The organism is Bacillus sp. EB106-04-02-XG92, assembly GCF_058791995.1.
On record NZ_JBYTEA010000007.1, the window covers coordinates 198,533 to 219,999 of the forward strand.

Annotated in this window: 18 protein-coding genes; 15 read left to right on the forward strand and 3 right to left on the reverse strand. The window is 34.0% G+C overall.

Going from position 1 to position 21,467, the window contains the following annotated elements; all coding sequences use genetic code 11:
• Positions 1-105 precede the first annotated feature (105 nt).
• Together AC3WVA_RS19195 and AC3WVA_RS19200 are read right to left on the reverse strand one after the other, a co-directional pair.
• A complete protein-coding gene (locus AC3WVA_RS19195; RefSeq protein ID WP_142342012.1) occupies positions 106-1,125 on the reverse strand; it encodes an ABC transporter permease in 1,020 nt (339 codons plus the stop codon).
• Positions 1,122-2,024, reverse strand: coding sequence for an ABC transporter permease subunit (locus AC3WVA_RS19200; RefSeq protein WP_098521243.1), 903 nt, complete (start codon positions 2,022-2,024; stop codon positions 1,122-1,124). Before AC3WVA_RS19200 ends, AC3WVA_RS19195 begins: the two co-directional genes overlap by 4 nt.
• A 492-nt stretch (positions 2,025-2,516) precedes the next feature.
• Between AC3WVA_RS19200 and gntK the strand changes: the two genes are divergently transcribed.
• Genes gntK through gnd form a run of 3 tightly spaced genes read left to right on the forward strand, consistent with a single transcriptional unit; the run spans position 2,517 to position 6,334 of the window.
• Positions 2,517-4,055, forward strand: coding sequence for a gluconokinase (gene gntK / locus AC3WVA_RS19205; protein ID WP_098881053.1), 1,539 nt, complete (start codon positions 2,517-2,519; stop codon positions 4,053-4,055).
• Positions 4,056-4,069: 14 nt separating this feature from the next.
• Positions 4,070-5,419: a GntP family permease gene (locus tag AC3WVA_RS19210; protein ID WP_048528855.1), complete on the forward strand. Its 1,350-nt coding sequence runs from the start codon at positions 4,070-4,072 to the stop codon at positions 5,417-5,419.
• Between the two features lie 18 nt (positions 5,420-5,437).
• Positions 5,438-6,334 (forward strand): phosphogluconate dehydrogenase (NAD(+)-dependent, decarboxylating), encoded by an 897-nt coding sequence (gene gnd, locus AC3WVA_RS19215; protein WP_098881054.1) that lies wholly within the window; start codon positions 5,438-5,440, stop codon positions 6,332-6,334.
• A 70-nt stretch (positions 6,335-6,404) separates the two neighbouring features.
• Here gnd and AC3WVA_RS19220 read toward each other — a convergent pair whose 3' ends face one another.
• Positions 6,405-7,085 carry a DUF2711 family protein gene (locus AC3WVA_RS19220; protein WP_417902482.1) on the reverse strand — a complete coding sequence of 227 codons (681 nt, stop codon included), beginning with the start codon at positions 7,083-7,085 and terminating at the stop codon, positions 6,405-6,407.
• Between the two features lie 229 nt (positions 7,086-7,314).
• Between AC3WVA_RS19220 and AC3WVA_RS19225 the strand changes: the two genes are divergently transcribed.
• The 12 genes from AC3WVA_RS19225 to AC3WVA_RS19280 all read left to right on the forward strand — a co-directional run bounded on the left by AC3WVA_RS19225 (position 7,315) and on the right by AC3WVA_RS19280 (position 21,440).
• Positions 7,315-8,535 carry a tetratricopeptide repeat-containing glycosyltransferase gene (locus AC3WVA_RS19225; protein ID WP_098881056.1) on the forward strand — a complete coding sequence of 407 codons (1,221 nt, stop codon included), beginning with the start codon at positions 7,315-7,317 and terminating at the stop codon, positions 8,533-8,535.
• 34 nt (positions 8,536-8,569) lie between these two features.
• Positions 8,570-9,724 carry a CgeB family protein gene (locus AC3WVA_RS19230; protein WP_098881057.1) on the forward strand — a complete coding sequence of 385 codons (1,155 nt, stop codon included), beginning with the start codon at positions 8,570-8,572 and terminating at the stop codon, positions 9,722-9,724.
• A gap of 146 nt (positions 9,725-9,870) precedes the next feature.
• Entirely contained in the window at positions 9,871-10,407 is a 537-nt protein-coding gene (locus AC3WVA_RS19235; RefSeq protein WP_048528860.1) for an NADPH-dependent FMN reductase, read from the forward strand.
• 1 nt (position 10,408) lies between these two features.
• On the forward strand, positions 10,409-11,638 hold the full coding sequence (locus AC3WVA_RS19240; protein WP_098881058.1) for an MFS transporter: 1,230 nt from the start codon (positions 10,409-10,411) through the stop codon (positions 11,636-11,638).
• A gap of 63 nt (positions 11,639-11,701) precedes the next feature.
• Entirely contained in the window at positions 11,702-12,259 is a 558-nt protein-coding gene (locus AC3WVA_RS19245; RefSeq protein ID WP_098881059.1) for a YdcF family protein, read from the forward strand.
• Positions 12,260-12,361: 102 nt separating this feature from the next.
• On the forward strand, positions 12,362-13,309 hold the full coding sequence (locus AC3WVA_RS19250; protein WP_098881060.1) for an ABC transporter ATP-binding protein: 948 nt from the start codon (positions 12,362-12,364) through the stop codon (positions 13,307-13,309).
• Positions 13,310-13,312: 3 nt separating this feature from the next.
• Positions 13,313-14,824: an ABC transporter permease/substrate-binding protein gene (locus tag AC3WVA_RS19255; protein WP_492322100.1), complete on the forward strand. Its 1,512-nt coding sequence runs from the start codon at positions 13,313-13,315 to the stop codon at positions 14,822-14,824.
• A 213-nt stretch (positions 14,825-15,037) separates the two neighbouring features.
• A complete protein-coding gene (locus tag AC3WVA_RS19260; RefSeq protein ID WP_098345757.1) occupies positions 15,038-16,465 on the forward strand; it encodes a basic amino acid/polyamine antiporter in 1,428 nt (475 codons plus the stop codon).
• Between the two features lie 75 nt (positions 16,466-16,540).
• Positions 16,541-16,801, forward strand: a complete 261-nt coding sequence (locus AC3WVA_RS19265; RefSeq protein ID WP_048528867.1) for a hypothetical protein — start codon at positions 16,541-16,543, stop codon at positions 16,799-16,801.
• A 106-nt stretch (positions 16,802-16,907) separates the two neighbouring features.
• A complete protein-coding gene (locus AC3WVA_RS19270; protein ID WP_128974764.1) occupies positions 16,908-18,728 on the forward strand; it encodes a DUF8727 domain-containing protein in 1,821 nt (606 codons plus the stop codon).
• On the forward strand, positions 18,718-20,568 hold the full coding sequence (locus AC3WVA_RS19275; protein WP_098881062.1) for a hypothetical protein: 1,851 nt from the start codon (positions 18,718-18,720) through the stop codon (positions 20,566-20,568). The genes AC3WVA_RS19270 and AC3WVA_RS19275 overlap by 11 nt, the downstream gene beginning before the upstream one ends.
• Before the next feature lie 275 nt (positions 20,569-20,843).
• Positions 20,844-21,440 (forward strand): hypothetical protein, encoded by a 597-nt coding sequence (locus AC3WVA_RS19280; protein WP_048528870.1) that lies wholly within the window; start codon positions 20,844-20,846, stop codon positions 21,438-21,440.
• Positions 21,441-21,467 lie beyond the last annotated feature (27 nt).

Genomic DNA, 21,467 nt, shown 5'->3' on the forward strand with positions numbered 1-21,467 from the left:
AGTCTAGCTAAAGACATGTAAAAAGTTAGACGCCAGAAAAGAGCTGATCCCTGCATTGAACAGGGATCAGCTCTTTTTATATCAATACCGATTCATGAGAGATGATTAAAGGTTCACTTTATCTGCAAACGAAAAAGAATCTTTACTTTTAACAAATTTCTTATGATCTGGAACGGTTTGAATTGCTACAACTTGCGAATCTCTTGCTTTCAGTGCATCTTGAATCCCGATTGTCATAAGCTTAATAAATAGAATCGTAATAAAGAATGAAGCGAGAGAATAAAAAATAATCCACCACGAAAGATTCATTTCATAACGATTTAATCCAATAAGGCCAGCCCAATCATTAGATAGAGAAACAGGTTTGAGCGCTCCATCATAGAGTTCCCGCATTTGGATCCCGCCAATTATAATATCAAGCAACGCTAAATGGATAACGAGTATGAGCGCTTGGACAATATGTTCCATGAATAACACAAATAAGCGATCAAGTAACAAGACTCGTAAGTGTTTTTTGATAATATGAAAACGGCTAGCCCCTAGCAATTGAGAACTTAAAATGTAATCTTGTTTCATAAATTCGTCAACCTCTGAGGATATATATAAAGAAAGTGTAGGCAGAGCGACGAATATAAGTACGAGTACTTGATAAAACGCAAATGAAATATTTGGATCTAATCTATCAGCATTTGATACGATTACAATATTAACGGGCTTGATGAGTATAAATGCGATAAATAAAGTAGGAATATAGTAAAAAACTTCTGAGCATGATTGGAAAAATCTCTTGAATTTTGAAGCGTATAAACTTAAGAGTATTCCTATACATGTTCCGAATAAAATTCGAAAGAAGCTAATTACCACGGCTAATAAAATGGTGAACTTTGCTCCTTCTATAATTTGTAAGAAAACAGACTCTCCAAAACGATCCGATCCAAAAGGCGGTATTAATGATGGTGGAAAGGGAGCCTTTCCAAGCAATTCGTTATTGTCATTGTAAAGTAAATGAGGAGCTTTTGGGATGGTCTCTTTAAAGAACCAACTATAAATAAAACTAGCTGAAACAAGTATGAATAAATAAGTAAAGCCAATTAAAAAGCGTTTTGATTTCCAAATAGATTTCATAAAGCTGCTCCTTTCAATTGCTTTTGCCATTTATTCATCATGAAAGAGATGATTTGAAAAATGGCGTAAAACGGTAAAATAATCATGACAAGTATGATAAATGCAGCTGGTGGTGAAATAAACGCCTTTTTAAATAAAAATTGAATAATGCCTTGCATATTAAAAACGAATTCTAAAATGAATAAGTTAGACAGTAAAAAAACAAAAATCGTTTTTAAATGGTGGAAGAAGTGGATAGATATATTTTTGAATAAATGAATACATAGTATATAACTTGATGAAAGGCCTTTGCCATATGCAACCTCCACGTAATGTTTTTCATGTTCTTCTTTTATGTATAACACCATCATCCGAAACATTTGTAATGTAGGTAAGACCGCTAAAGATAAAATAGGGAGTAAATAAGCTCGATTTTCATTAAAAGAAATAATGGTGACAGGTAATTCCCCGAATTTCCGTAGTAACCATATGAAAAATATTTGCAAACAAATCATCATCATCATATCAGGGACAGCTTCTAATATGAACACAATTCGGTTTATCCATTTTTTTATATAATCTTTTGCTAAAAAATAAAAAAATGCCATGCTAGATGATAAAAAGAGCGCAAGCAAAAAGGCTAAAAATAATATAGTAAATGAATATAGATAAGGTTCTAAAACAGTTGGAAATAATGGTGTTGTTTTTAAATGACCATACTTTGGGTCTGATCCTATAACCAACAATGATTCAGGGGAGAAAACCTGTTTTAACATAGTAACAATCTGATTAAAAAAATACATTGGTTGAAAGGTGAATCCTTGTTGAGTGATAAATAAGTAGGGTAAATTTAATAATAGTAAGAGTGATAAAAGAATGGATGAAAGCTTAATTGTGAATTGAGATATTTTTTGTAACATTAAATCCCTCCGACATCTTTTTACAACATTATACAATAAAGTCTAAAAATATTGTTTTATTTTTCTGAAAAATATAAAACTTTTAAATTTTATTGTATGGAATATATATTTACAAGTTAATAAGTTGATAGTAGGATACGTATTCTATATTTATTAAGATAAAAGGACGAGTGTTTTTCTTAGATTGATGTTAAGTACTCCCTAAAAATGAATATTGCTACTCAACTTTTTTTATGCAAATGAGTAGAACGTAAGGAAGGACTATGTATTGCTAATGAAAGAAAAAGAGTGTGTTGCGTAACGAATATAACGCAACTTTACCGCGGGGAAATTTAAATTTGGTATGTAAGTGAAATGGAATGAGGGGATATATTTTTTGTTATGAAAAAAATTTTCTTTTTAAAACTTGATTAAAGAAAAAATATTTTATATACTAATTCATGTAAACGGTTTACTAAATCGTATTTTGCTAGAAACGAAGGGAAGATTCGCATGGAAACAAGGGGGAGAGTAATCGGGATTGATATCGGTACCACAAGTACAAAAACGGTTGTGTTCACAGAAAAAGGAAAAGTCGTTGCGTCACATGCAGTGGATTATCCAATTATTCAACCGAACGTCGGATGGGCTGAGCAAGATCCTGATGTAATATGTGCCGCTGTATATAAAACTGTAAGCGTTGCCATCAAAAAAGGTAACGTCTTACCAGAGGATATTTCTTCAATTGGCATTAGTACTGCAATGCACTCATTAATTGCAGTAGATGAAAACGGTGCGCCGTTAACGCGCTCTATTATTTGGGCAGATAATCGAAGTACGAAACAGTCAGAAAAATTATTACAACATATGAATGGGCATGAAATTTATAGACGAACGGGTACACCAATTCATCCGATGTCGCCACTTTCTAAATTATTGTGGATGAAAGAGGAAGAGCCAGAATTATATGCGAGCGCATATAAATTTATTTCCATTAAAGAATATGTTTTGTATCAATTGTTTTCACGTTACGTAGTGGATTATTCAATAGCATCAGCTACTGGGTTATTTAATTTAGAAACATTAAACTGGGATGAAGATGTTTTAACGATGTTACATATGTCATCAGAAAAATTATCAACACCTGTGCCAACTACATATGTTTTATCGGGTATGAAACCAGAATTAGCACAAAAGATGGGCATTCGTGAAGATACTCCAGTTGTTATTGGTGCAAGTGATGGTGTTCTTGCGAATGTAGGAGTTGGGGCAATATCTCTTGGTTCAGCTGCAATTACGATAGGAACAAGTGGTGCAGTTCGAACAATTTCATCTAGTGTTAATACAGATGAAAAAGGTAGAACATTTTGTTACGCATTAACAGATGAGCACTGGGTGATTGGCGGACCAACGAATAATGGCGGAATATTACTGAGATGGTTACGTGATGAATTTGGTAGCCCAGAGCAAGAAGTAGCAAAGAAACTTGGCATTGATCCGTATGATTTATTAATTAAATATGCGGAAAGTGTACCAGCTGGAGCGGCTGGATTGCTATTTTTACCGTTTTTATCTGGAGAGCGTGCACCGTACTGGAATGCAAATGCTCGTGGTACATTCTTTGGAATAAACCTTCAGCATAAACGAGAACATTTTATACGTGCAGTCATGGAAGGTGTTTGTATGAGCGTATATTCTGTTGCACTCGCAATCAGAGATTGTACAGGTCCACTTACTGAAATACGCGTTTCAGGAGGCTTTGCGAAATCTGCATTTTGGAGACAAATGTTATCCGATATGATGGGAAAAGAATTGCTTGTTCCTGAAAGTCATGAAGCATCTGCGCTTGGGGCAGCAGCAGTTGCTTTATATGCTGTAGGGAAAATTGATTCTCTTGAAGAGGTAAAGGGTTGGATTGATATCGTTCATCATCATGTACCGAATAAAGAAAATACGGCTATATATTTAGAAATGTTTTATATGTATGAACGACTTTACAATCGCTTGAAAGAAGAATTTGATTGTATAGCTGCTTTCCAACGTAAACAATAGGGGGATGGGGAGAAATGGTAGTTGGAATCGTACTAGCGGCAGTTGTCATACTACTTTTACTTATTACGGTAGTAAAATGGCATCCGTTTGTCGCGTTAATTTTAACAGCAATTGGTGTAGGACTGGCAATGGGAATGCCATTGATTGGAACTTCACCAAAAGATCCAGGGATTATCGATTCTATTAAACTAGGGCTTGGTAATACGTTAGGGTTTTTAGCGATAGTATTAGCATTAGGAACGATGCTTGGAAAAATGATGGCCGAATCTGGCGGTGCTGAACGAATTGCTAACACATTAATTGATCGTTTTGGGAAGAAACGTGTTCACTGGGCAATGATGTTCGTTGCATTTTTAGTAGGGATTCCAGTGTTTTTCCAGGTTGGATTTGTACTGTTAATTCCATTAGTATTTACAATTGCGTTAGAAACAGGGGTATCACTTATTACAATCGGTATACCACTAGTAGCAGGTTTATCTGTTGTACACGGACTCGTTCCGCCACATCCAGCAGCGATGGCAGCAGTAGGTATTTTTAAAGCAGATGTAGGGAAGACAATTTTATATGCTTTAATCGTCGGACTTCCAACTGCAATCATTTCAGGTCCGCTTTACGGGAAATGGATTGGTGCTCGTATACATAAAGAAGTACCATTAGATATAGCGGAGCAATTTATTGAAAGAGATAAGAAGAAGGAGCTTCCTAGTTTCGGAAATACATTGTTTACAATTTTACTTCCAGTATTTCTAATGCTAGGTGCATCAATTGCGGAAGTAGCGCTAAACAAAACAAGTCAACTTGCGCAAGTATTGCACTTTATTGGAGATCCAATTGTCGCGTTATTAATTGCAACGATATACTCTTTCTTTAGTCTTGGTTATGCAAAAGGTTTCTCAAAGGATAAAGTATTACAATTTACAAATGATTGCCTTGGGCCTATTGCGAACATACTGTTAGTTATTGGTGCAGGCGGCGCATTTAATAAAGTATTATTAGATTCTGGAATTGGAACGACAATCGCAGAAATGGCGAAAGAATCTCATATTTCACCGATATTATTAGGCTGGGGAATTGCGGCACTTATCCGAATTGCGACTGGATCTGCTACAGTTTCTATGATGACAGCGGCTGGAATTGTAGCACCAATTGCAGCAAGTACACCAGGTGTAAATGTAGAACTACTAGCACTTGCAACAGGTGCAGGGTCATTAATTTTATCACATGTAAATGATTCTGGATTTTGGATGATTAAAGAATATTTCGGAATGACTGTGAAAGAAACATTATTAACATGGACGGCAATGGAGACAATATTATCTGTTGTAGCACTTGGACTCATTTCGTTATTAAATATATTTGTATAGAATGGGAGATTGATTAATATGAAACTAGGTTTAATTGGATTAGGAAAAATGGGATTCCCATTAGCGGAACACTTATATGAAGACAAACATGAAGTTGTTGTATATGACGTAAATAAAGAGCTTGTTGAAAAGGCTGGGGCTTTAGGGATTACTGCTCGTCATACATTAAAAGAAATGATCGCTGAACTAGAAGCCCCTCGTACAATTTGGGTAATGGTACCTGCGGGAGAAGTTGTTGAATCGGTACTAAGAGATGTATATCCATTATTAGAAGAAGGCGATATCGTTATTGAAGGCGGAAATTCATTCTATAAAGATACGTTACGTCGTGCTGAAGAAGCGAAAAGCTTTGGTTTACATTACGTAGATATTGGTACATCAGGCGGTGTAGAAGGAGCAAGATACGGTGCTTGCTTAATGGTTGGTGGAGAAAAAGAAATTTACGATCAATTAGAACCTTTATTTAAAGATTTAGCAGTAGAGAATGGGTATTCTTATGCAGGCCGCGTCGGAAGTGGTCATTTCTTAAAAATGGTTCATAACGGCATTGAATACGGAATGATGCAAGCAATCGCTGAAGGATTTGAAGTGTTAGATAAAAGTGATTTTGATTTCAATTATGAAGATGTTGCAAAAGTATGGGCAAACGGATCGGTTATCCGCGGTTGGTTAATGGACTTAACTGAAAAGGCATTTGCAGATGATCCGAAACTAGATGGTATTAAAGGTGTAATGAATTCTTCAGGAGAAGGGAAATGGACTGTGGAAACGGCACTTGAACTTCAAGCGGCAGCACCAGTAATCGCAATGTCATTATTTATGCGCTACCGTTCTCAAGAAGATGATACATTCCACGGAAAAGTAGTTTCAGCTCTTCGTAATCAGTTCGGTGGACATGAAGTTGTGAAAAAATAGGAAATGATTTTGAAAAGAAACTTGTGCAAAGGCGCAAGTTTCTTTTTTTATAGTGTAAGAAATTTCTAATTTATAAATACCAATCAATCATTGTTTTTTTATTACATATGATAGCTTCAATATGTATTGATTGAACAATGTGTTCTATATTTTCGTCTTTCGCTAATAAAAAAGTTGTAAAGGAATCAAACATACTCATGAATGCATAGTCCATGTTTTCATCAGTAATAATGAACTCACTATAGAAAAGGTCCCAAATATTTAAAGGGGTTGTATCATTTATCTGTAATGATTCGTTTGTATCAAAGATTGGTTCAGAGAAATATAGATTTTTTGCACCTTTCGAATCAAGGAGTTTTAGTAAATTCTGTAATAAAAATATAGATGTATAATCTTCCGTTGGATAATAAAGGTCTTGTTTAAAGTTTGAATGTAGCTTTTTAGCTAAGTCATCTCTTTTATATTCTTCTGAAAAGGCATTAATGGAAGTTAACATGGCTATTGCTAGTTCTGTGTATGAATTTAGTCCACTATAAGACATCATTTCCTCCCAAGAAACGGATTTCCCATTTTGCATGATTTCTTCAGCACTTGGATATATGTGCTCGTAAGATTTTTTTCTTACTGAGTGTTCCCACCCTAAAGGCATTTGGAAAAAAGGATGAAGTAATATAGCAGCAGACTTAAAGTTGCTTGGTAGTTGTTCTAAAATTGGTGATTTGTCATCTAGCCAAATGTAATCCAACAAAATGCCCCCTCTTAAACTATGGAATGTACGACTTTACATTTTACGTACTGTATGTTTATTTGTACTGATTGTATCAAATATATAGTGAAGCATAAAAGATGTCCAAATATAAAAATAAGAATAAATAAAATGAAGTTTTCATAAATAGTAAAAGGATGATTATGTCATCAGTGTAGCTATGAAATGGTGTTACATATGAAAAGAGCGTGTTAATAAAATATGAGGTGGTTAAATGGGAAATGAGAAAGTGAAGAATGCAGGGGAAGAAAAAAAGTTATGTCTTTGTATGATTGTTAAGAACGAGTCTAGAATTATGGAAAGATGTTTAAATGCTACAAAATCAATTGTAGATTTTGTTTCTATTTGTGATACGGGATCAACTGATAGTACACCTGAAATTATTGAAAATTGGTGCAAAGAAAATGATATCCCTGGAACAGTTCATCATGAACCATTTAAAAACTTTGGTTATAACAGAAGTTTAGCAGTGTCATTGGCGCAACAAACATATCCAGAAGCAGATTATTTATTAATATTAGATGCAGATATGATATTAGAAGTTGATCCGGGGTTTGATAAGACTAGTTTAACGGAAGACCATTATCTTACATTGCAATATGATATTCATATTAAGTATTGGCTTACACGCCTTTTGAAAGCTTCTTTACCATGGAAATCTGTCGGTGTTACTCATGAGTATTGGGATATAGATCGTTCTAAAGTTGGTGCGAATTACAATACAAGGGTAGCTAGGTTAGAGACGCTTGTCGTTAACGATCCTGGGGATGGTGGTAGTAAAGCTGACAAATTTGAGAGAGACGAGAGGTTATTGTTACAAGGGTTGAGTGATCCAGAAACAACGCCAGATTTGCATATAAGATATTTATTTTATTTAGCCCAAACTTATTTTCATTTAAGGCAATTTGAAGATTCGATTAAATGGTATAAAAAACGAGTGGAGGCAGGAGGATGGGTTGAAGAGGTGTTCTATTCGTTGCTGCGAATAGGATTTTGTTATGAACAATTAGCAAACAATGCAGCAAATAAACAACATGAAGTAACAGAAGCAGAGGAAAAAGAAAATGCGAAGGCGCAAGAAGAGCAATATACAGCATTAGCTATTCTTTATTTTCAAAAAGCGTGGGAATATAGACCAACTCGGGCTGAGCCATTATACCAACTGGCAAGAATGTATCGATTAAAATCTCAAAATAATATTGCTTTGATGTATGCCCTGCAAGGGAAGGAAATTCCTTTTCCGAATAATGATCTTCTATTTGTAGATTATCATGTGTATGATTACTTATTTGACTATGAAATTTCTATAAGTGCATTTTATATACCACATAAAAAACATTTAGGTGCAGTATCACAAAAATTTTTGGAATCGAAAAAAGAAGAGCTACCGTTGCATATAGCAAATATGGTTGAAAGTAATGCGAAATTTTATTAAATACATTTTCGGTTAAAGGAGTAGTGGAGTAATAATGGAATTAATACGATGGGCGCTAGAACTAGGGGAATCTGTGCATGGAAATACGTATGAAGAATTGATGCCACTACTAGATTATTATTATGATCGTGATCATTTAAAAGCGTATTGTATCGCAAATCTTCTTTTAGACATGGACGTAGCAGATGAGCATCGGCAAAAAATTGAATTAAGAAGGTGCATTGCTGCTTATTATGCTGGAATGTATAAAGTAGCAAAAAAACATGCAAGTGATCTTTTACTTAAATATCCAGATGTGGATTTATATAAAAATAATTTAAGACTTATGGAAGCTTATTTGAATAAAGAATATGATTATTGTCTTTTTATATGCCCAAAGACGTATGGTAGTTTTATAGATGTCGCGCGATCTTTGAAATGGAGATTGGAGCAGGAGGGAAATACAGCAATTATATCAGAAACAATACTAGAAAATGTGAAAAATACAATTGTTTTCGGAGCACATACATTTGCACATAACCCAAATCTACTTCCGAACAATGCGATTATTTATAATTTAGAACAGCTATATGAAGGAAGTCCTTATGCGCATCCCCTTTATTTAATGTTATTAAAAGATAAGGAAATTTGGGATTATAGCAAACAAAATATAGAATGGTTAAAACAAAAAGGCGTAGGAAAAGAAATAAAACATGTGGAAATGAACTATGCTCCAACTTTAGAAATAAAAAAAGAAGCATTTGAAGATGGGATAACTGAAGACATTGATATATTGTTTATAGGTGCTCTTAATCCGAGGCGACAAGCTATTTTTGATCAATTAAAAGCAGTTGCCCCCCATTTAAATATCGTTTTTAAAAATAATGCGTGGGGAATTGTCAGAAATGAGTTAATTGCTAGGTCTAAAATTATATTAAATATTCACTTTTACTTATCGGGCATTCTGGAAACACCGCGAGTTTCTTATGCAGTGGCGAATAAGAAATTTATTATTTCGGAAAATAGCAATCCAGAGGACGAGAAAGAGTGGCCAGGAATTGTCTTTACTCCGTACGAAAAAATGATTGAAAGTATTATGAAATATATAGCATTGCCAGAAGAGCGTATTCAATTAGCGGAAAAAGCGTATAACCATTTTGAAGCGAAAGGAAGCGTAAACAGACTGAGCAGTATAGATGAGGAAAAGTAATCGTGAAGAACTCATACTTTCGTATGAGTTCTTTTTTTCTTCTATCATACTATTTTATCAAGCTAGTTCCCTCTTTATATTGTGTTTTGTATAGAAATTTCTGATAATATATAAGTATAATTTGAAAACAAAGGGGAGAAATAATTATGAAACTAGTCGTTATTAACGGTACACCAAGAAAATTCGGTAGAACTCGTGTTGTGGCAAAATATATTGCTGATCAATTTGAAGGGGAGTTATACGATTTATCAGTAGAGGAACTGCCTTTATATAATGGGGAGGAATCACAGCGTGAATTAGAAGCAGTAAAAAAATTAAAGGCGTTAGTGAAAACGGCAGACGGTGTAGTATTATGTACACCTGAATATCATAATGCAATGAGTGGGGCGCTGAAAAATTCGTTAGATTACTTAAGTAGTATTGAATTTGTTCATAAACCTGTCGCATTACTTGCAGTTGCTGGAGGCGGTAAAGGTGGAATTAACGCATTAAACAGTATGCGCATTGTAGCTAGAGGGGTATACGCAAATGCAATCCCAAAACAAGTAGTGCTTGATGGACTTCATGTACAAGACGGTGAACTGGGAGAAGATGCAAAACCATTAATTCATGATTTAGTTAAAGAATTAAAAGCATATATGGGCGTATATAAAGAGGTGAAAAAACAACTAGGAGTGGAGTGATATGCCATCTCTGTATAAAGATTCACGCTTGTATTTCATTCTAGGAGCCAATAGTTTATCAGCTATTGGTTCCGGAATTGTTATGATAACGATTCCGTGGTTGTTAATTAAAGAGAGTGGAGGAGAGACAACGTTTGGTTATGTTTCCATCATCGCAACTCTTATTATGTTTTTATTAACACCTTTTATCGGGCAAAGTATTGATCGTTTTTCAAGAAAATCTTTATTACTATGTAATGAAGGTATTGGGATAATTGTTATAGGAATGATGGCTATATGGGGATTTGCTGGGCAACCTTATCATTCTATTCACTATATTCTTATATATATAGCAGGGTCATTTTACTATTTATTATTTTACCCTACAATGTTTGCGTTCAACCAAGAGATATTTCAAGCAGAACATTATAAAAGTTTAAGTGGAACAATGGAAATACAAGGACAGTTAACTCAAGTTATATCAGGAGCTGCTACTAGCTTCCTTATTGAAATCATTTCTTTAAAATGGATTTTGTTAGTAGATATGTTAACTTTTGCAGGAGCATTCGTCCTTTTCTTATGTATACCGTACGTAAAGAAAAAAGAAGTGAAAAAGAAAGTAACATTTAAGAAACAATTGTTCGAAGGGATTCACTTCATGCAAAAGCGTCCGAAGTTCTTTTGGTTTTTACTTGCGACTTATATGCCTTTTATCGGTGTTATGATGGCAAATTATTTAATCCCGGTATATATTTCAGATATATTAAAAGCTAGTGCCTCTGTATACGCAATAGAAGGTATGATGTATGGTGTCGGAGCGGTTCTTGCGGGAATAAGTATTCCAATTATGATGAAATATGTCAAAATAGAAATTTCAATCGTTATGACGATGTTCCTATATGTAATTTCAATTACCGTAATGATTGTTGAACCTTCCGTAATGTTGTTATATGCACTTGCAATTTTTCATGCAATTGGAAATGCGGGTACAAGAGTGGCGAGAAATGTATTGATGATGGAGGAAATTCCAAACGAAGTAATGGGAAGAGTGGATAGCTTATTTCGGTTAATTGGTACAGGAATTCGAATTGTATTGTTAATGTTGTTTACAGTTGGTGTTTCTAAAGTAGGTGTCATGGTACCGTTTTATTTACTAAGTTTCATATTGATCCTTTCGTTAGGAATTGCTATAAACTATGTAATCTCAAAACGTAAATTCGAAGCGAGTGTTTCTAATAAATCGATCGTTTAAAAAACACTTCTGCCTTCCTTTCTTTTTTTATATAATAAAAAGAAAGGGAGTGCAAATTGATTTATGAACAAATGGATCTTGCTTATAATTTTATTATTACCACCACTATACATTCTTTATATGACGTTTCGAATGAAGCAGGTTGCTCGTGAAAAATTGAGCTATCACTCTCCATACGTTCTTATATTAGGCGCGAAATTATTTGGAGATAAACCTTCTTTATCTCTTCAAAACCGTTTGGATGTAGCATTAGAATATTTAGTTTCCCATCCTACAGTGAAAGTAATTGTTTCAGGTGGTCAAGGAGAAGATGAAGATATACCGGAAGCTCATAGTATGAGAAATTATTTAATGGCGCGTGGTATAGATGAGAGTCGTATTTTAATAGAAGATCAATCTACAAATACGTATGAGAATGTAAAGTTTAGTATGGATTTATATGATGTGAGACATGCGGTAGTTGTAAGTAATACGTATCATTTGTATAGAACGAAAATAATTGCAAAGCGTTTAGGAATAAAGATGGAGGCACTAGCTGCTGAAACGCCAATGCGCTCTAAGAGAAAAATGTATGTACGTGAATATGCCGCTATTATGAAAACAATATTGTTAGACCGTTAGAGCTCAAATGTGAGCTCTTTTTTTGTAGAATAATGCGTATCATTTGAAATGAATTCCATCTTCCATCAAAATAAAGGAAACAACGATAAAGGAGTTGTATTTGTGATTCAGTTTAATCAAGTGTCAAAATCATATGAAGATGGCACAAAAGCAGTGGATTCATTGCATTTAGAAATTAAAAGGGGAGAGTTTTTTGTCCTTATTGGTCCGAGTGGTTGTGGGAAAACAACGACAATGAAAATGATTAATCGTTTAATTGAAACGACAGAAGGCTCAATTTTAATTGATGGAAAGAATATTCAACAATACGATATTAATGAATTACGCTGGGATATAGGGTACGTGTTGCAGCAAATTGCTTTGTTTCCGCATATGACAATTGCTGAAAATATTGCAGTTGTTCCTGAAATGAGAAAGTGGAGCAAAGAAAAAATAAAAACTCGTGTCGATGAGTTACTACAGATGGTCGGGCTAGATCCAGACGTATATCGCGATCGTATGCCTGATGAATTATCAGGAGGGCAAAAGCAGCGCGTTGGTGTCGTAAGGGCGTTAGCCGCAAATCCGAAAATCGTTCTTATGGATGAACCATTTAGTGCGTTAGATCCGTTAAGTAGAGAGCAGCTTCAGAAGGATATCGTACAATTACAAAAGAAGATTCAAAAAACAATTGTATTCGTAACACATGATATGCAAGAAGCATTATCACTTGGAGATCGTATTTGTATTATGAAAGAAGGAAAAGTAGTTCAATTAGATACACCAGAAGGAATTATACATAATCCGAAAAATGAATTTGTAGAAGAGTTCATTGGAAATCGTGGACGACCTTGGTATGAGGGGAAAAGTATAGAAGATGTATTGCCACTTGATAAAAGTATGCGAGTAGAAGGGGAAGCACTATCATTACATTCTTCTTTACAAGAAGCTTTAGTTCGTGTGCGAGCTGATGAAGTCGTTCCAGTTGAAGTAAATGGTCAATATGTTGGAGCTTTAACAAGTAGTCATATTGTCAATTATATTGTTGAACAAATGAAGGAAAGAGGCTAAACAGTGACTGATTTTATACAAACGTTCCAAGAACGAAAAATAGAATTACTAACTGCATTAAGTGAGCATTTACAAATATCGCTTATTTCATTATTTTTTGCAGTAATGATTGCGGTGCCGCTTGGCATTTTATTAACGAGAAAAGAACGAATGGCTGAATTTATTATAGGAACTTCTGCAGTTATGCAAACAGTGCCATCACTTGCATTACTTGGCCTTTTAATTCCGTTGGTAGGAATCGGAAAAATTCCAGCCGTAATTGCGTTAGTTGTGTATGCACTATTACCTATTTTACGAAATACATATACGGGAATAAGGGAATTAGATGAATCTTTAATTGAAGCAGCGAGAGCTATGGGGATGAATAGCTGGAGAAGACTGTGGAAGGTAGAGCTTCCTCTTGCATTACCAATTATTATGGCCGGTATTCGTACGGCGATGGTATTAATTGTTGGAACAGCTACATTAGCAGCTCTTATAGGTGCTGGCGGGCTCGGTAAACTCATTTTACTTGGTATTGATCGAAATGATCATGCGCTTATCATTTTAGGGGCCGTACCAGCCGCGTTACTCGCTTTATTCTTTGATGTAGTACTTCGAGTGCTTGAGAGTCCGAAACGCCCTTCTAAGCGTGTTATATTGACGATATGTATTATTTGTATCATGATTGCTACTCCTTTTCTTTGGAACACACAAAAGAAAGATATTGTTATTGCCGGCAAACTTGGATCAGAACCTGAAATTTTAATTCAAATGTATAAGCAGCTTATTGAACAAGATACTGATTTACACGTAGAATTAAAACCAGGCCTTGGAAAAACAGCATTTGTATTTGAAGCATTGAAATCAGGAGAAGTAGATATTTACCCAGAATTTTCAGGAACAGCTTTATCTACTTTCGTGAAAGAAGAGCCAAAAAGCACAAGTCGGGATGAAGTATATGAGCAGGCTCGCATTGGAATGGAAAAGAAGTATAATATGGTGATGTTGAAGCCGATGGAGTATAACAACACATATGCACTAGCTATGTCGAAAAAAATAGCAGATCAAAATAATATAAATACAATTTCTGATTTAGGAAAAATGGCACAAGATGCTAAAGTAGGATTCACATTAGAATTTGCGGATCGTGAAGACGGTTATAAAGGAATGCAAAAATTATATAACTATAAGTTTTCAAATGTGAAAACGATGGAACCGAAACTGCGTTATAGTGCTATTCAATCAGGGGATGTTAACGTAATCGATGCATATTCAACAGATAGTGAACTTGAGCAATACGGACTTAAAGTGCTAAAAGATGATAAAGGATTATTCCCACCATACCAAGGTGCACCGTTATTAAGAAAAGAGACATTAGAAAAATATCCTGAACTTGAAAAAGTATTAAATAAATTATCTGGAAAGATTACAGATGAAGAAATGCGAAAAATGAATTATGAAGTAAATGTGAATGGAAAAGGTAGTGAAGAAGTAGCGAAACAATTTTTACAAAAAGAGAATTTACTTCGTTAATTTTACAAGAAATATACAAATTTATATGTATGAAATGACCGTTCATTACAAAATGAACGGTTTTTTTGTGCATACTTATACATTTTTTCAAAAAAGTATTCCATTTTTCTTCATTTTCTTTTAGAATAAGTAATGTTTTCCTGAAAAAATATAAGAGAAACGTCTATTAGAGAAAAAGGTGACTTTAATAGTTGAACAAACATAACACCTAGAATGACAGATGGGGTGGTACAAATAGAAAAGAAGTTAGGTTTTTTTCCATTAATTGCATTAGTAGTCGGAACAATGGTTGGTGGCGGTGTATTTAGTTTACCGCATGATTTAGCAGTAGGAGCAAATAGTGGCTCTATAATAATTGGCTGGTGTATTACAGCGATGGGAATGATTCCACTCGCGCTCGTATATCAAACGTTAGCAAGAAAAAAACCAGAGCTTGAGGGCGGAATTTATAGTTATGCACGTGCTGGTTTTGGTGAATATATTGGATTTAACAGTGCATGGGGATACTGGCTAGCAGGGATTTTAGGAAACGTTGCAACAATTATGTTACTGTTTAGTACGTTAGGTTATTTCTTCCCGATTTTTAAGGGCGGAAATAGTGTTGCGTCTATCGTAGGTGCATCACTTTTATTATGGACACTTCATTTTCTAATTTTATTTGGAATTCGTGAAGCTTCTATTATGAACGTTATTGCAACGATAGGGAAATTAGTTCCAATCGTATTGTTTATTGTTGTAATGGTAACAGCGTTTCGCTGGAATACATTTACACATGATTTTTGGGGAGAAGGAACTATTTCAGTTTCCTCTATACTTGGTCAAGTGAAAAATACAATGCTTGTAACTCTTTGGGTTTTCATCGGGGTTGAAGGAGCTGTAGTATTATCTGGAAGAGCAAAAAATAGCCGAGACGTCGGTAAAGCGACAGTATTAGGACTTATTTTAGTAATGTCTATTTATATTTTAATTTCTGTCTTGTCAATGGGAGCGATGACAAGAGGAGAACTTGCAGTTTTAGAAACACCGTCAATGGGACATGTTTTAGAACATGTTGTTGGAACGTGGGGTGCAGTGGCGATTAACATTGGGTTAGTTGCTTCACTTGTAGGTACATTAATAGGCTGGTTTTTACTTGTTTCTGAAATTTCTCACGTAGCAGGAAAAGATGGCGTGTTTCCGAAAGTTTTTACGAAAACAAATAAAAAACAAACGCCGCATATGGCATTATGGATCTCAAATGGCGTTGCCCAAGTTATATTTATAATTGTTCTGTTTTCAGAATCAACATATCAAATTATGTATTTCATAGCGTCAACATCAATTTTAGTACCTTATTTATTATCAGCGTTATTCCAATTCAAATTAGTTATTACAAACGAACTAAAAGATGCAAAAGTAAAAAACGGATCGTTAGCGTTAATTGCTTCTATTTATTCTGTATGGCTTCTATATGCAGCAGGTTTGAAAAATTTATTACTCGTTTCAATCGTATATGGAATTGGGATTATTGTTTACATGTATGCAAGAAAAGAAAAAGGGAATCGTTGTTTTAGAGGTATTGAGAGATATGTAATGTGGGCAATTGTTATTGCAGCTATCACATCAATCTATATGTTGTTGACTGGAAATATAAAAATGTAAAAGTCCTTTTAAATAAAGGGCTTTTTTCTTTGTCTAGAGAATATTTAATACATAAGATATTCAGGAGGGATGAAAATGGAAGAAAAAGAACAGTTGACAAGAATTGTTGATTTAGCGAGTGAAGTAAGGAAAGTATTAGTGCAAGAATCTTTTTTTAATCATCATCCTGAACTACGAGGAGTGATTGAAAATTTAGCGAGTGCTGTAGAAAATTTGGCTGAATTACAGCAACATAAAGATGAAAACGCTGAAGATCGTTTACGATATGTACTTGCTAAAATGAAAATCGCTCATAATGCCATTTTACAAGAGAAAAATGCATTTCCATCTCATTAATATACGTTTTCATTTTGAACCTGGCGGATAACGTCAGGTTTTTTATTTCTAGTTTTTCTTTTCTTTCATACACTAAGAATAGCATGAAAAAAAGAAGGTGACGAAGGTGAAATTACATAAAGCTCTTCAGCCAAGTTTTATAAAACGAATGTACTATATGAGGTTTATCGGCAAGTTTATAAAAGCAGAGAAAGAGAAGAATGGAGAGAATTTCTTTGTACAATGCCTATCGCCAATGCCATTCACGTTACAAGAGCAATTAAAAGATGAACCATATGTATTTGAAGGGTTATGTAGTAATAAAAAGAATGAAAAGATCTTTTTAGAATTAAAGAAAAGAAAATTAGAAAAACAATTAGTTATGTTTCGACTCTATTATGAAAGAGGGCATATATACGCGGAATTAATTTGTACGGAAGAACCGCGAGAAATCGCAAATGGTTATAAAATGATTCCAGTACCTAAAGTTTCCAATTATAAAAAAGGAGAGTCTTTAGAAAGAAAACTTAATAATGGTTATTTGTCATTTCTAATGCCTAAATATCCGAAAGATTTTGAGCCTCCCGAATTATTATGGCACGATGGAAGGCTATATGGAAATATATCTTTAAAGTCATCATCAATTAGTTCAATCGCATATTTTGAACAGCAGCGGGAATGTAAGTATATAGACGTTAATGACTGGGTGAAGTATGTAGAAATAGCAGTAGAAGATCAATTATATTTTGTAAGCAATCAAGTGTATGAGCAATTAAAAAAACGAATGACTGAAGAAGGAAAGCATGTAGAAGTAGAGGAAATAAAAGTACAAAAGGATGAATGGGAATGGGATGAGCGTGAATCCGTCTTTTTACAATATGTAAAGAGTTTTGTACGTAATAAAGGGCTATATTTAGATGAAACGGACATTTATAATTTTCATATAAGTGCAAAAACCAATATGTTGACGATTCTTGGTGGTATACCGGGCGCTGGGAAATCACGTTTTGTGCAAGCTTATGCAGAAGCACTTGGATTACAATACGGGGAAGAATTGGTTTGGATCCCGATTTCACCATCGTATCAAGAACCACATGATTTACTTGGTTATCTTCACCCTAATGGTACTTTTATTGAAAGTGAAACAAAATTAGTTAGAGCGTTAATGAAGGCGAAAGAAAATCAAAATCAGCTGTATATAATCGTTTTTGATGAAATGAATATGTCACATATTGAGCATTGGTTTACTCCATTTCTATCTGTTCTTCAACTTGAAAAGCAAAATCGTATTTTAAATTTATATGAAGGTGTACAAGAAAAAGAAAATCCAATCCCACCATCAATTGAAATTGGAGAAAATATTATATTTGTAGGTACCATAAATTTTGATGAAACAACGAAAGAGCTCTCAGATCGATTATTAGATCGGACGAATTTAATAACGTTACAAAAGATTCCGTTTTGTGAGATGTGTATGGAACAAGAGAAAGTTGTAATACAACCTCCTCTGAAAGTAACCGCAGGAGAATTTCGTATAAATTGGATCAGGAATAAAACGATGATTGAGGTGTTTTCTGGAGAAGAGTTAGAACTGTTAGATAAGTTACATGCTGTATTGTCATCACACGATGCGTCAAAGGGAATTTCTTTTCGGTGTGCTAACGCAATCGCTTTTTATTTGCAAAATATACCATTCGAAAATAACCATTCCTATATGATCAGTAGAGAAGAGGGATTTGATTTACAAATTAAGCAACGTATATTGACGAAAATAAGAGGAACTGAAATGATGGTTGGATCGTTACTTTCTGAAGAAGTAAAAAGGGGAGCGACATTAGTACCTCTTTTGCAATCTTCACTTGCAAACAGAGTATCTACATTTGAACACTCTATAGCATATATAAGAGAAAAGCGTAGAGAACTGGAGCTGTATGGCTATGCAAAATGATGGGCGATACGAAACAGAAATCGTTGATACGAAAGAAACGCTTCCTTTTGTATTAAAGTTAATTATTGGAACGGAGTCAAAAGGAGAATATATTTTATTAAATCGCCTTTGTACATCTACTACAGCATTAGTTCAATGTATTTATAAAGTGCAAGAATTAAAACCAATTAGATTGCAATACCATTATGAAAATCCAATGAATATTACTTTTATATGGAATAAAGTATATGAGGGACAGAAGAATATAAAAGAGACAAAATATGAAATAAATGACAAAAAACAAAAGGTATTAATATATGAACATGGAAAAACAGAATTCTTTTATCCATGGCGTTGTGGTTTATATCATTTTGAGGTAAACATAGAAGATCGAACGTATTATGGCGCTTTTCAAGTCGTTCCGAAAAATTTTTTTAATGATCAATTTGAAATGATTCAAGACTATGTGAAGTCAATTTTAAATGAGTTGATTTTAGATAGAGGTTATTATAAAAAGACTTTCTCTGTGCTAAGTGATATTGAAGATTCTTCTTATTTAGTGTTACTTAGAAAGTTGCCGCAAAAAATGAAAAAGATAAAGCAAATTTTTAAGAAAGTAGAATCGAGTTCAAAGTTTATACATGAATATAAATGGGAAGAAAAAGAGCGGAAAACAACGAGAAAAGGAGCCGTAGTCGCGGAAAGAAAACCGTATGCAAAATATTATAATCGTAAGTTTATAGAACAAAAAAATAGTAAGGAAAATGCATTTCTTAAATTTAAAGCGATGCAATTTTATCTTTATTTACTTGAAGCTGAAAGTTTTTTGCGTCAAACAATTGAAATATTAGAAAGAGCGAAGAAGAAGAAATCAGAAGAATTTCAAGCTGTAAAAACGATTATACAAACAATTGAGCGTAATGGATCAGTGACCGATAGAGAGAAACAAAAATATAAAAATATACATTTACTAAAAGAGGCGGATTTACGAAAAAGTTCCATGAAGATACAAGAATATAAAATATTAGCTCATTTTGTACATGAAAGTGTACAATATTTTCAAACTTTAATGCATTCTCCATTTTGGAGAGAAGTTTCTGAAACGGGTAAGATGAACTCATATAATTTACCGATACCACATAAACAACTACTACAGCATTTAGATTTACTTCCACAATACACAGATCAATCTCCATCTTTATTGTTTGTTTATAAACCAACATTTTTAGTGTATGAATATTACGCTTTTTTTATCGTTATTTCTATGTTAGAACATATTGGTTTTGAGGCTAGAAATTCCATTCGAGAACAAATACAAGAGCATTTTTATGTAGATGGATTGCAAGATGGAACGACAGTAGTTTTACACCGAGATGAAATGAGAGTACATGTCGCATTTAATGATTTAATTGAAACGCATCCTCTTATTGCATTAAGTAAAGGGAGTAATTTTTATAATGGAGAGGACACGAAGAAGCCCGATATTCGATTAGACTGTTATGTAAAGGAAGAAGAGAAATATGTATATCAATCTTCTATTATTATTGAAGTGAAGTATAGCCCCATGTACAATATTTTTCAGCACGTTGGAAATACGAAAGCGACTGAGCAAATGTATAAGTACTGGTCTATAAAATATGTAGAAGAACAAGATGGAAAGCGAGTCTATCATCGAAGGGCTATTTATGAAGTCATTTGTGTATATCCAGGAAGTCATATGCATAGTAAAAAAATTGAATCTGGATGTGGTGTGTTCTTGCAATTATATCCATATAAAACGAAACAAGGGGAAGAGAAATTAGCTGGAAAACATGGAATGGTACAAATTTTTGAGAAGTGGTTAAAAAGCATAAAGAAGTAAAAGAAATCCTTTTTTATAAAGGATTTTTTTAGATTAAGAAGAATTATATGCAGTATGGAAGGCAGCTCTTTACGATATGAATTTAATAGTAATATAAATATGTTGTTAGCAGAACGCTACATGAGTAATAAAAGACGATTAAGATGGAATTTAATTCATTTTGCAGAATATAATAAGTCATAAATATTTTTAGTTGCATACGAAGATTTGTTCTTATATGATAGATAGTGAAAGCGTTATCAAAAACAGAGCGGCGATGGGAAAGGCGGGGAAATATGTTCCAGCGTGTTCAAACAAAGGAAGAACATTTTTGGTTCGAGCAACTATGGGGAGATTTTTGTGAAGAAAGAAACTTAATGTTCGTAGAACGTAATTTAAATCCATCACGATTTTTATTAATAGAAGATGAACATCATATCGGTACAGTAGAATGTATGAAGTATACGGTACCAGAGCAATCGAATTCTGAGTTTTTCTATCCGTTTTCTAAAAATGATCTAGTGAAAGATTTGAAAAATGTATATGAAATAGGCAAGTTAAGTATTGCAAAAACGTCTCGTGGGAGAGGGCATTTCAAAAGACTAACAGCCATTTTATTTATGCATGCATTAGAAACGAAAGCAGAATGGTATATTGCAGCAGTTACAAAAAGAATGTACATGTATTTATTAACACTCGGTTTTCCAATTGAACCGATAGATAAGCCATTTCAGTTTCATGATACTTTACAAGGTGTACCAGTACGAATTCATGCCCGAAAAGGGGCTACACATTTGTATTCTTTAAAAGAATTTCGAGATGTAATTCAAGGGAATGCTCATGCACAAGCATTAATCGCAGAATACAGTAAGAATATTATGTTAACTAAATGAATCAAAATGAATATGTATAATAAAGAG